General features: G+C 71.2%; 7 protein-coding genes. 6 read left to right on the forward strand and 1 reads right to left on the reverse strand.

Annotation, left to right across the window (positions count from 1 at the left end; translation table 11 throughout):
* Positions 1–78 precede the first annotated feature (78 nt).
* Together ELR47_RS05640 and ELR47_RS05645 are read left to right on the forward strand one after the other, a co-directional pair.
* Entirely contained in the window at positions 79–951 is an 873-nt protein-coding gene (locus tag ELR47_RS05640; RefSeq protein WP_205745465.1) for a patatin-like phospholipase family protein, read from the forward strand.
* A gap of 2 nt (positions 952–953) precedes the next feature.
* Positions 954–2096 (forward strand): lysophospholipid acyltransferase family protein, encoded by a 1143-nt coding sequence (locus tag ELR47_RS05645; RefSeq protein WP_205745466.1) that lies wholly within the window; start codon positions 954–956, stop codon positions 2094–2096.
* Positions 2097–2133: 37 nt separating this feature from the next.
* Here the strand turns inward: ELR47_RS05645 and ELR47_RS05650 are convergent, their stop codons facing one another.
* Positions 2134–3381: a PQQ-dependent sugar dehydrogenase gene (locus ELR47_RS05650; protein ID WP_205745467.1), complete on the reverse strand. Its 1248-nt coding sequence runs from the start codon at positions 3379–3381 to the stop codon at positions 2134–2136.
* Positions 3382–3770: 389 nt separating this feature from the next.
* On the opposite strand from ELR47_RS05650, the gene ELR47_RS05655 reads away from it, so the two are divergent.
* The 4 genes from ELR47_RS05655 (at position 3771) to ELR47_RS05670 (ending at position 12699) form a co-directional block, all read left to right on the forward strand.
* The gene (locus ELR47_RS05655) at positions 3771–4193 is read left to right on the forward strand and encodes an organic hydroperoxide resistance protein (RefSeq protein ID WP_130649008.1); all 423 of its coding nucleotides are present in this window, start codon (positions 3771–3773) and stop codon (positions 4191–4193) included.
* A 125-nt stretch (positions 4194–4318) separates the two neighbouring features.
* Complete coding sequence (locus ELR47_RS05660) at positions 4319–4759, forward strand: transcriptional regulator (protein WP_130649009.1); 441 nt, start codon at positions 4319–4321, stop codon at positions 4757–4759.
* 180 nt (positions 4760–4939) lie between these two features.
* Positions 4940–8170, forward strand: coding sequence for a M14 family zinc carboxypeptidase (locus ELR47_RS05665; protein WP_165403864.1), 3231 nt, complete (start codon positions 4940–4942; stop codon positions 8168–8170).
* A gap of 239 nt (positions 8171–8409) precedes the next feature.
* The gene (locus tag ELR47_RS05670) at positions 8410–12699 is read left to right on the forward strand and encodes an OmpL47-type beta-barrel domain-containing protein (protein ID WP_130649011.1); all 4290 of its coding nucleotides are present in this window, start codon (positions 8410–8412) and stop codon (positions 12697–12699) included.
* The last annotated feature ends 23 nt before the right edge of the window (positions 12700–12722 follow it).

Here is a 12722-nt window from a genome sequence, read left to right on the forward strand (position 1 = left end):
GGCGACGACCGTTCCCCTCCTGGAGGATCGTCCCCTGCTGGGCGGTCGGTAGGGTGCCGGCGCCCGACGAGCGACGAGGTGGCGGTGACGCCAGCGCAGGACGCGCCCCGACCCGAGGTGGCCGTCGTCCTCGGTGGCGGCGGCATCCACGGGGCGGTGCAGATCGGGATGCTGCAGGCGCTGCAGGAGCACGGCGTCCGACCGGACCTCGTCGTGGGCACCTCCGTCGGCGCCATCAACGGCGCCATGCTGGCCGCCCGCCCCGACGACGCGGTCGAGCGTCTGCGCAGCCTGTGGACCAATCTCGCCGAGTACAGCCCGTTCGAGGCGTCGCTGCTGGAGCGGGCGACCACCTTCACGCGCAGCCGGATCCACCTGCACGGCAACCACCGCCTGCGCCGGCTGCTGCTCTCGCACCTGCCGGCGCGCACGTTCGGTGCCCTCGAACTGCCGTTCCAGTGCGTGGCCGCCAGCATCGAGCGTGCCGCGGCCCAGTGGTTCGACGACGGACCGTTGATCGAGGCCCTGCTGGCCACCACGGCGGTCCCCGGGCTGCTGCCGCCGGTGGTCATCGGCAGCGACCACTACCTCGACGGCGGACTCGTGGACTCGATCCCGGTCGGGCGGGCGCTCGAGCTCGGAGCGCGGCGCATCTACGTCCTGCAGGTCGGCCGGGTCGAGCAGCCGTTGACCGTGCCGACGCGCGCCTGGGAGGTCGGCCTGGTCGCCTTCGAGATCGCCCGCCGCCACCGGTTCGTCGAGGCGATGTCGCGGGTCCCCGACGACGTCGAGGTCCACGTGCTGCCGACCGGGATCACCGAGGGCATGGACTACAACGACCCGGCGCAGTTCCGCTACCGCGACACCACCCGGGCGGCCGAGCGGCTGCAGAGCGCCTACCTCGCGTCGTCGGTCTACCTCACCGACCTCGTCGGCGCCCCGGAGGGCTGAACGTGCTGCCGCCCCGCTGGGTCCGCCGGCTCGTGCTCGCGCCGGCCGTACCGCTGCTGACGCTGCTGCTGATCACGTCCCTGCCGTTGACCCTGCTGGTCGCCGCCTTCGCGTCGCCGGTGCTGCCCGGTCGTCTGCGGCCGCTGCGGATCCTGCTGTTCCTCGTCGTGTTCCTGCTCGCCGAGTCCGTGGCGCTGCTGGCACTGCTGGTGCTGTGGCTCGCGAGCGGGTTCGGGCGCCACCTCGGACGCGAACGCTGGCAGGCGGCCCACTACGCCGTCATGCGGACCTACCTGGCGGCGCTGTTCGTCACGGCCCGTCGCACCTTCCGGCTCGCGGTGTCACTCGACGACGAGCAGGCCCTGCCGGTCGAGCCCGGCGAGCTCGACGGGCTCGACGGGCCCGACCCGGACGGCGGCCGGCCCGGCCCGGTCGTCGTGCTCAGCCGTCACGCCGGCCCGGGGGACTCCTTCCTGCTCGTCCACGGGCTGCTGCAGCGGCGGCTGCGACCGCGCATCGTGCTGCGTGAGGACCTGCAGTGGGCGCCGGCCCTCGACGTCGGCCTGAACCGGATCCCCACGTACTTCGTGGCCTCGGGCGCGCCGTCGGGGACCGGCACGGCGGCCGTCGCCGCACTCGCTGCAGGTCTGGGACCGCTGGACGCGCTGGTGCTGTTCCCCGAGGGGCGCAACTTCACCCCGGCACGCCGGCTGCACTCGATCGCCAGGCTCGAGGAACTCGACCGGCACGCGGACGCCGAACGCGCCCGCGAGATGCGCCACGTGCTCGCCCCCCGGACCGGCGGAGCGCTGGCGGCGTTGTCCGCCGCCCCGCACGCGGACGTGGTGTTCGTCGCGCACACGGGTCTCGAGGATCTCTCGAGCGCGGTCGACCTGTGGCGTGGCCTGCCGATGGACAGCCAGGTCGAGGTCCAGGCCTGGCGGGTACCGGCCGCCGAGGTCCCCGGCGACCGGGTCGGCGCCGAGTCGTGGCTGTTCGGTTGGTGGCGACGCATCGACGCCTGGCTCCTCGACCGGCACGGCCCCGGCGCCATCCCCGACGCCGTGGTCGACGCCGTGGTCGAGACCGGCGGCGTGGAGCCGGGCGACGAGCCGCCCGCGGACGGCCCTTCCGCGGACTCCTGACCACGGGCGGCCGGACCGGGCCGGTGACCCGGACTCGTCAGCCGCCGTCCTCCGCCACCAGCCGCACGATCGGCACCTCGGCCTCGTCGAGGGCGAGGTACAGCGCCCCGTCGTGCGGTCCCGCCTCGACGTCGCGGATGCGCCAGCCCTCGTCGCCCAGCAGCCGCTCGACCTCCTCGGCGGTGTCGCCGTCGACGGCGAAGCGGGCCAGCTCCTGTGTGGCCAGGCCCGCGACGAACAGGTCGCCCTGCCAGGCCGGGAACTGGTCGCCGTCGTAGAACGTCATGCCACCCGGGGCGAACCCACCGGTGCCGCACTCCCAGTACCGCACCGGTGGCACCGTGTCGTCGCGCTCGTCGGGATGCTCGCCGACCGGGACGTCGGTGCCGTACTCGCAGGCGGTCGTGGCGACGGGCCAACCGTAGTTGCCGCCGGCCCGGAGGACGTTGAGCTCGTCACCGTCCTCCTCGCCGTGCTCGCTCTGCCACAGCTTGCCGGTGTCGGGATGCACCGCCATGCCCTGGACGTTGCGGTGGCCGAAGGTGAAGATCTCGTCGCGGACGTCGGGGTCGTCGACGAAGGGGTTGTCCTGGGGGACCGATCCGTCGGGCGCGAGCCGGATCGTGGTGCCGAGATGGTTGGACGGGTCCTGCGACGGGTGGTCGTCGAAGTCCTTGGAGCCGCGATCGCCGACCGTGACGTACAGGTGCTCGTCGGGACCGACGACGACGCGCGAGCCGAAGTGGACCGGTGGCTCGGGCAGGAACGGGTCCACCGCGAACAGCACCTCGACGTCGTCGAGCCGGGCCGCGTCGAGGTCGAGCCGGGCACGTGACAGGTGGGTGCTCGTCGCCCCGTCGTCGGCGGAGACGTGGGTGAGGTAGATCCAGTCGTCGTCCGGGTCGACGGCGACGTCGAGCAGTCCGCCCTGTCCCTCGACGACGACCTCCGGGACGCCGGCGAGGTCGGTGACCTCGCCCGTGTCGGTGTCGACGACCGACAGGGTCCCGGGCAGCTGGGTGACCAGCAGCAGCGGTCCACCGTCGAGGAAGGCCAGCCCCCAGGGCTGGTCGAGGCCCTCGGTCACCGCCTCGATGATCGGCTGCGGCTCCTCGTCCGCCTCCTGCGGGGCCGCGGCACCCGTGTCCTCGGCATCCGCATCCTCCGCGTCCGGCGCGCCGGCGGTCCCGTCGGCATCGGTGCCGGTCGTCGACGACGCGGTGTCATCGGGCGTGTCGTCGCACCCCGTCAGCGCGAGCGCGAGGATCGCGGTTCCACCGAGCATCGTTCGTAGCCGGGACGCCATCGATTCCCCCGTCGCGTCGGTCGTTCCGGGCGACCGTACGAGGCGTCGGCCTGGGGGAGCGTGCGTCGGACTCGGCCCTTCGGACCTCCTGACGGCCGGACTCCGCGACCCGTGCCGTCCCGCGCCGCCGCAGGGCGCTGGGGTCCCCTGGCCCGACCCGGCGCCCGGGACACCTGCTCGCCGGCGTCAGCCGATGCCGGTGAGCAGCTCGTCGAGGCCGGCCACCAGCGTCGCGCTGGTCTTCCGCGAGATAGCACGTTCGTTCTGCTCCACTGTGCCGGACCTCGCCCTCGCCCTCGAACTCGAAACTCGACATCGACGGTCCGGCGACGCGACGCTCGGACGACGAGTGAGAACGGAATCCACCCATGGACGCGCTCTACACCGCGCAGGCAACCTCGACCGGCGGTGGCCGCGACGGTCACGTGCGCTCCACCGACGGCTTCGTCGACCTCGACGTGGCCACACCGAAGGAACTCGGGGGCGCCGGGGGCGCCACCAATCCCGAGCAGCTGTTCGCGGCCGGCTACGCGGCCTGCTTCCACTCGGCGTTGCAGTCCGTGGCCCGCCGCGAGGGGACCGAGATCGCCGGTTCGTCGGTACGGGCCGAGGTCGGGATCGGCCCCGACGGTGACGGGGGCTTCGGCCTGACCGTCGCGTTGCACGTCGAGCTCGAGCGCGTCGACCGGGCGGTGGCCGACGCGCTCGTCGCCGGCGCCCACCAGGTGTGCCCCTACTCGAACGCGACGCGCGGCAACCTCGACGTCGACATCACCTCCAGCGTGCGCTGACGGCGGTGCCCGATGCCGGCGGGTCCCCGACTCGTCGGCCCGGCGGCGGCCCTGGCCGGCGTCGTCAACGCGCGCTGGTTCCGGCGTGCGGCGGAGACGATGGCACGCGAGCAAGGGCTCGAGTGATGCCCGAGCTCGATCTCGTCATCCACGCGCCGAAACGGTTGCGGATCATGGCCGTCCTGGGCGCCTTCGAGTCCGTCACCTTCGCCGTGCTGCAGCAGCGGCTGGGGCTCACGGCGCCGGACCTCTCCAAGCAGCTCAGGGCGCTGCAGGACGCGGGGTACGTCAAGAGCCGCAAGACCGGGCGGGGACCCGGCAGTGAGACGTGGGTGGCCATGACCCGGGCGGGCACCAAGGCCTACGACGCCCACGTCGCCGCGCTGCGGGCGCTGCTCGACGGCGGCGACACGGCGCCCTCCGGCTGCGTGTCGCGGTTCCTCGGGTGGGTGCCGCCGCGCGGGTACGTCACCAAGCACGTCGCCGGTCGCGGCGCCGGACGACGTCGTCCCGCGCGCACGGCCTTGACACCGGCGCACGCACCGTCTGTGGTGCCACGTGGGTGAGGGTGGTGTGAGCGCAGTGGGGCGCTCGCACCGGCCGGGAGCCGACTCACCCGTTCGGACCGGTGAGCGCCGGTCCTCAGACAGAGAGGGATGCCGGTGACAACCGCCGGACATCTGCGAAGGTGGCGCGCCACATCTGCGCTGCTTTCCGCAGTACTTGCCATCGGGCTGACGACCGCCGTGACCGGCGGTGCGGAAGCCGACCCGACCGCACCGGACGACGAGGAACTCGTCTTCCCCGGGCTGCCGACGACCAAGCTCGCCCTCATCGAGGTCGAGAGCTACACGGCACTGTCGAACCTGGAGACCTTCCACCAGATCGACCTCGCGCACTGGCACGACCAGGTCGACGACGGCCGGGTGCGCTCGGCCGCCTTCGTCACCGACGAGGAGATCGAGATCCTCGAGGGACTCGGCGTCCACATCGAGGACGTCAGCGACCTGCCGACACCGGAGGAGGCCGAGGACGAGTTCCTCGGGTCCATCGAGCAGACGGAGATCGAGGACCTGATCTCGCGCCAGCAGGCCGAGCAGCGTGAACTCGAACTGAAGATGCAGGCGCTGCAGACGACGTCGGCGACCTCCTACTCGACGGCGTTCCTGCGCTCGGCGGCCGCTGCCGACCTCGAGCTCGCCGCGGTTCCGCCGCCGGTGGACGACACCGAGTTCCTGCGCGTGCTGCGGGCCGACACGTTCACGAACTACTCGGGCAACTTCCTGTCGATCGAGGTGCGCTCGCTGTTCGACGACACGACCAGCGCGAACGCCCGCGACGACCGCATGGAGATCTCCTACGAGGAGGACGGGGAGACCACCACCCGGACGCTCAACGTGTTCTCGGACGCCGGGCAGTACATCTACCACCGGGTGAGCCGCCCGGTGCTCGTCCGGGGCGGGACCCTGCCCGACACGGTCGAGGTGCGGCTCTTCGAGCGTCTGCGCGACGCCGAGGGCGAGCTGACCGGTGAGGAGGAGCTGCTCGAGGAACTCGTCGTCCCGACCAGCACCTGGGCGCCCTACGACGAGATCGGCTACCCGGAGGGCTTCCAGTACGGCTTCGTGCCCGGCTACCTGGACTCGGTCGACTCGACCAACGCCATCACGCTGCTGCACGAGCAGTACCCGGAGCTGACCGACCTGGTCGAGCTGCCCAACCAGACCAACGGCTACCAGCGCAAGGCGATGCTGGCGTACGTGGCGACCAACGGCACCCCCGGCGAATCGACCGTCAACGTCGAGTCGCTGGACTGGGGCCACGAGGGCGGCAACCAGATCACGTTCGAGATCCTGGACACCGGCGTCGCCGGCCAGGACCTGGGCGTCGTCCGCGACACGGCCGGCAGCGGCAACAACCAGCGGCAGATCGTGCGGGTCACCCCGGCGACCGACGGTGACGGCGTCGTGACGTCGACCGCCGCCGAGGTCATCGCGGCCATCAACGCCTCGGACGAGGTCAACGACCTCGTGCGGGCCTTCACCTACCGGGGCAGCGAGGGCGGCGGTGTCGTGCCGACGCTCGGCCAGCAGAACCTGTCCGACCACCTCAACGCGCCGACCCACAAGATCGACCGTGGGCCGCGTGACGTGTACATGCTGCGCATCGGCGCGCACCGCGACGGGTCGAAGACCGGTGTCTTCGCCTACTCGCAGGAGCACGCCCGTGAGTGGGTCACCCCCGTCGTCGCCGTCGAGACCGCGACCCGGCTGCTGCGCAACTACGGCACCGACCCGCTGACGACCGAGCTGGTCGACAACCTCGACATCTTCATCATCCCGACCGTCAACCGCGACGGCACCGACTACTCGCGCTACGACAACACCACGCAGCGGCGCAACCTGACGCGCTACTGCGACGAGCTCTACTCCGACGTCAACGCCCGCAACGCCTGGGGCGTGGACCTCAACCGCAACTTCGCGCGGTACAGCCTGTTCGACGGCTACTCGGGTGCGAGCACGTCGTGTGTCAGCGACGTCTTCGCCGGGCCGAACGAGCTGTCCGAGCCGGAGGCGCAGAACTCGGTCTGGGTCGTCGAGCAGAACCCGAACATCCGGTTCTCGATGAACATCCACACGCACGGTGGCTACTTCATGTGGGCGCCGGGCACCTACCGGACCCCGGGCCGCATCCCGGCCCCGCGTCCCGACCTCGGCGTCGAGGAGTTTTTCTTCGAGGCGTCGGAGACCATCCTGGGTCGCATCGCCGAGCACCGTGGCACGGTCATCGAGCCGGGTCGTACCGGCCCGATCATCGACGTGCTGTACTCGGCGGCCGGCAACTCGGCCGACCACTTCTGGTACGACGGGCTCGAAGAGGGTCGTCCCGTGTTCGGCTGGAGCTTCGAGGCCGGCGCGAACGTCTACACCGGCCAGGGCAACACCGGCTGGGTGTCGCCGGGTGGCTTCTTCCCCACGTTCATGGACGAGGGGTGGAACCAGTCGATGGAGTTCGCCAACGGCATCTACGGGATGCTCGAGGTGGCCCTGGAGTTCGAGCAGGACGACCAGGCGCCGACCACGCGTCCCAACGTCCGCGGTGACGTGAACTACGACGGTGCGGCCGACGTGTTCTTCGCCTCGGATGAGCCGGCGACCGTCCACTACACCACGGACGGGACCACGCCGACCACCGACTCGCCGACCGTGCAGCGTTGGGGTCACGACACGCACCCGACGGGCGGCGCCCGTGACAGTGCGGAGCCGATCTCGCTGGACGAGACGACCACGCTGAAGTGGTTCGGTGTCGACGTTGCCGGCAACGAGGAGGCCGTGCGCGAGCTGACGGTCTACATCGACGAGGAGCCGCCGTTCGTGGCGGACGCCTGCACCGACGTGGCGCCGCTGCAGTTCCCGGACGTGACCGGAGGCCGTCACGCGGACAACATCCGCTGCATCGGTGGTCTGGGGATCTCGCAGGGCAACACCGACGGTGAGTACATGCCGGGCAGCGACGTCCGTCGTGACCAGATGGCGACCTTCATCGCCAACATGCTCCGCGTCGCAGGTGTGCAGCTGCCGGCCTCGCCGGACGACGCCTTCGGCGACGACGGTGGCCACCACGAGCTGGCGATCAACCAGTTGGCGGAGCTCGGCATCGTGCAGGGTCGTTCCGAGGGCGTGTACGCGCCGGGTCGGGCGGTCACGCGCGAGCAGATGACCTCCTTCCTGGTGAACTCGCTCGAGTACATCCTGGACGAGGAGCTGGCGGCGGAGGCGAGCGCCTTCACCGACATCGCTGCGAGCCGTCACTTCGAGAACATCGAGATCGCGGCGCACCTGGGCATCACCCAGGGCACCACACCGACCACGTTCGGCCCCGGCCAGAACGTGCGTCGTGACCAGATGGGCTCGTTCATCAAGCGGTCGCTCGACGTCCTGGCGGCGGACGGTTACGTCCTGACCCCGGTGCGTTGATCCGCTGAACCGGTAGCACGACGGAGCCCGGGCCTTGCGGCCCGGGCTCCGTCGGTTCCTGAGCACGTGCGACCGTGGGAAAGCGTGCCGGGGACGGGTAATGCAGATCGTCGGCAAAAGTCGGCACGATGTGATCGGTAACTTCGAAGTTTTGCTTGTTCTCCGTCGGAAGTCCGTCTAGCGTTCGCCGCCGCGGGAGAAAGGCCGGGTGCGGGACCCGGCCGCCCGGGAGTGTGCGTATGTTCACGTCGACGGCTCGAACCGCAGCCGTACCAACCACGCCCGACCGCAGCCGGAGCCGCATCGTCGGCCTGCTGCTGGTCCTCGCCATGGTCGCGACGGGCTTCGGCGCGACGCCGCCGGTGCTCGCCCAGGAGCAGGCGCCGTGCGGACTCGACGTCCGCTGCGAGGCGGAGTCGGCCGTGCTCTCCGGCGGTGCGGGTGTCGCCAGCAACCACCCCGGTCACACCGGCAGTGGCTTCGTCGACAGCATGGGCGCCGGGGCCGGGATCCGCTTCGACGTGGACGCGCCCGCGGCGGGCGACTACGTCGTCACGATCCGCTACGCGAACGGCGAGGGCGCGATCGGGCTCGACTTCCGTACCGCGACGCTTCGTGCCGGTGAGACCGACACCCGGGTGCGCTTCCCGGTCAGCGGGGAGTGGTCGTCCTGGCAGCAGGTGTCGGTTCCCGTCACGCTGCCGGCCGGTTCCTCCTCGCTCGACCTCCTCGTCGGCGACGGTGACGACGGCAACATCAACGTCGACCACGTCGTACTGCGCGATCGGCCTGCCGGCTCCGCCGAGGGGACCGACGAGCAGGGCGTCACGCTGCGGGTGTACGACGTCGGCATCGGCCTGCAGCAGATCTGCACGTTGCGGACCGGACAGACCCCGAACGTCGACGTGCTGCGTCCGGAGATCAACTGGCTGACGCCTGCCGACTTCGGTGGCCACGACGTCAACTACGTCGCCCAGGTCGTCGCCGACCTCGAGGTCCCCGAGACCGGCTCCTACGACTTCCGCCTGGTGAGCGACGACGGCTCGCGACTGTCGATCGACGGCACCGAGGTCATCGACCACGACGGGCTGCACGGCGCCACCCCGAAGGACGGCTCGATCGAGCTGACCGCCGGTACCCACGCCGTGGAGATCGACTACTTCCAGGCCGGTGGTGGTGCCGCCCTCGCGCTGCTGTGGCGCGCGCCGGGTCAGGACACCTTCGAGGTCGTGCCCAACTGGGTGCTCAGCACCGAGGGTGGCGGCGCCCGCGTCGTCAGCCCCGGCATCAAGTACTGCGAGGGTGTCGACGAGAGCCCCGGCGACGGCGCACCGCTCGCCGGCGTGCACCCGAGCTTCGACCTGACCGACCTGCGGCCGAACGACGATTTCCAGCCCGACGTGTCCGGCATGGCCTGGTTCGACGACGGCAGCCTCGCCCTGCTGACCTGGGGCGCCTCCCAGAGCTCGTCCAACGGCAAGCTCTACCGCGTCACCGACGTGCAGGGCGAGGTCGACCTCGACGAGGTGACCGTCACCGAGATCGCCTCCGGCCTCGAGGAGCCCCAGGGCGTCGCGGTCGTCGAGGGGATGGTGTACGTCGCCGACAAGACCGGTCTCGACCGGCTGGTGGACGGCAACGGCGACGGCTTCTACGAGGGGCGCGACCGCCTCGCGAGCTGGCCGCACGGCGGCAACTTCCACGAGTTCGCCTTCGGTCTGCCCTACCGCGACGGCAGCTTCTACGTCGCTCTCTCCGTCGCGCTGGAGCGCAGCGGTGACAGCACCGTCCCGCAGCCGGCCGCCGACCGGGGGACGGTCGTGAGGATCGACCGCGAGACCGGCGAGCTCGAGTACATCGCCGGCGGTCTGCGCACGCCCAACGGCATCCAGTTCGGTCCCGACGGTGCACTGCTGATCACCGACAACCAGGGCGGATGGGTCCCGTCGAGCAAGCTCGTCCGCATCGAGGAGGGTGGCTTCTACAACCACTACACCACCTTCGTGGACCCCGACACCGGCGAGACCGTCAGCGGCCGCTTCGACGACCAGCCGGTGACCCCGCCGGTCGTGTGGATGCCGCACAACGAGATCTCCAACTCGCCCTCGACCCCGGTCGTGATCGAGGAGGGGATGTTCGCCGGCCAGCTCGCCATCGGTGACGTGACCTACGGTGGCCTGCAGCGGGTCTCCCTCGACGAGGTGGAGGGCCAGCAGCAGGGCGCGCTGTACCGCATGACCCAGGGGCTCGAGGCCGGGGTCAACCAGGTCGACGTCGGACCCGACGGTGACATCTACATCGGTGGCATCGGTTACGACGGCAACTGGGCCCAGCCGGGCAAGCTGCGCTACGGGCTGCAGAAGCTGACCGCGAACGACACGGTCACGATGGACGTCCTGTCCACCGAGATCACCGAGACCGGCTTCGAGCTCACCTACACCAAGCCGCTGTCGTCGGAGACCCGCGAGGAACTCGCCTCCCGCTACCGCGTGTCGCAGTGGCGCTACAACGCCTCGGCGGCGTACGGCGGCCCGAAGATCGGCGAGGAGCAGCTGGCGGTGACCGCTGCCACCGTCGGTGAGGACGGCCGCACCGTCTCGCTGGAGATCCCGGGCATCCGTCCCGGCCACGTGGTGCACCTGCACTCGCCGCGTCCCTTCACCGCCGAGGACGGCGAGGAGCTGTGGAGCACGGAGGTCTGGTACACGGCCAACGTCGTGCCCGGCTACGTCGGCCCGGCCGACCTCGGGTACTACGAGGCCGAGGAAGCCGCGCTGACCGGCGGTGCGGGCGTCACCACCGAGCACAACGGCTTCTCCGGCTCCGGGTTCGTCGACGGCTTCAACAACCAGGGCGCCGGCGTGACCTTCACCGTGCAGGCCGACGAGGCCGGCAGCCAGCCCGTCCACCTGCGCTACGCCAACGGTCCGCACCCGGCGCCGGGCACCAAGACGGTGTCGCTGCACGTCAACGGCGAACGGGTCGGCCCCTGGGCGCTGCCGAGCACCGGCGACTGGCAGACGTGGGCGTTCGCCACCCGCGAGCTCGACCTGCGCGCCGGCGAGAACACCATCACCCTGCGCTACGAGGCGGGCGACGACGGCAACGTCAACCTCGACCTGCTGACGTTGCGCGACGACCGCGACCTGTGCGCGCCCTTCGAGCCGGAAGCCGGGTACACCAGCCTGTTCGACGGCACGCTCGAGAGCCTGACCGCCTGGCGGCTCGCCGGTGCCGGAGCGTTCGGTCGCGTCGCCGACTGCTCGCTGCGCACCCACGGTGGCATGGGGCTGCTGTGGTACACGGCCGAGGACTTCGGCGACTACTCGCTGAAGCTGGACTGGAAGATCCCCGGTGACCACAACGGCGGGGTGTTCCTCGGGTTCCCGAACCCGGGCGACGACCCGTGGGTGGCCGTCGACCACGGCTACGAGATCCAGATCGACCCGACCGATGCCCCCGATCGCACGACCGGTGCGATCTACACCTTCCAGGGGGCCGACCCCGACGCGGTCGCCGCGTCGATCAACCCGCCGGGCGCCTGGAACGAGTACGAGCTCGAGGTCACCGACGACCGGATCCGGGTCTTCCTCAACGGCACGTTGGTGAACGACTTCGTCAGCACCGACCCGGCACGCGACCTCTCGCAGGGCTTCATCGGGGTGCAGAACCACGGTGGCGGTGACACGGTCTTCTACCGCAACCTGCGACTGGCGCCGCTGGAGGAGCCGGACGTCACCCCGCCGGTCACCACCGTCGCGACGGCGCCGGGCGAGCCCGACGGCGACGACGGCTGGTTCACCTCGCCCGTGACGGTGACCCTCGAGGCGCAGGACGAGCAGAGCCCGGTCGCCTCGACCGAGTACCGGCTCGGCGACGGGGACTGGACCGCCTACGACGAGCCCATCGTCCTCGCCAGCGACGGCGTGCACGAGCTCGCGTACCGCTCGACCGACGCAGCGGGCAACGAGGAGGCGATCCGCACCATGACCGTGCGGATCGACACCACGGCGCCGACGAGCACGGTGGCGCTGGAGGGTCCGGTGGACCGGGGCGTGTACACCGGGACCGTCACGGTCACGCTGTCCGCGACCGACGCCACGTCCGGGATCGACCGGATCGAGTACCGCCGCGTCGGGGAGGACCGCCGCCACGTCCACGACGGTCCGTTCCGCCTCGAGGACGACGGCGACCACGTGGTCGAGTACCGCGCGATCGACGTCGCCGGCAACGTCGAGGCCTGGAACCGCGTCGACGTGCGCATCGACACCGGCCCGTGCCCGCACCCCGACCCGCGTGCGAACGTGGTCGTCGGCGGCGTGGACAGCGGCGTCGCCAACCACGCGGCCGCCGACGGTTGCACCGTCAACGACCTCGTCGACGACGAGGGCAGCTGGACCAACCACGGCGCCTTCGTCCGGCACGTCGACGAGGTGATCCGGGGTCTGCGGGCGGACGGCGTGCTGACGGCACGTGAAGCGGCCCAGATCCGCAACGCGGCCGCGCGCAGCGACGTCGGCAGGCCCTGACCCGGAAGGCGTCGCACGGGGGA

Origin of the sequence: Egicoccus halophilus, assembly GCF_004300825.1 — a bacterium.
Classification (GTDB): Bacteria; Actinomycetota; Nitriliruptoria; order Nitriliruptorales; family Nitriliruptoraceae; genus Egicoccus; species Egicoccus halophilus.

Coding starts and splice junctions, on each gene's coding strand:
- ELR47_RS05660 (WP_130649009.1), top strand. CDS start 4,319: ATGCCCGAGCTCGATCTCGTCATCCACGCGCCGAAACGGTTGCGGATC.
- ELR47_RS05655 (WP_130649008.1), top strand. CDS start 3,771: ATGGACGCGCTCTACACCGCGCAGGCAACCTCGACCGGCGGTGGCCGC.
- ELR47_RS05670 (WP_130649011.1), top strand. CDS start 8,410: ATGTTCACGTCGACGGCTCGAACCGCAGCCGTACCAACCACGCCCGAC.
- ELR47_RS05650 (WP_205745467.1), bottom strand. CDS start 3,381: ATGCTCGGTGGAACCGCGATCCTCGCGCTCGCGCTGACGGGGTGCGAC.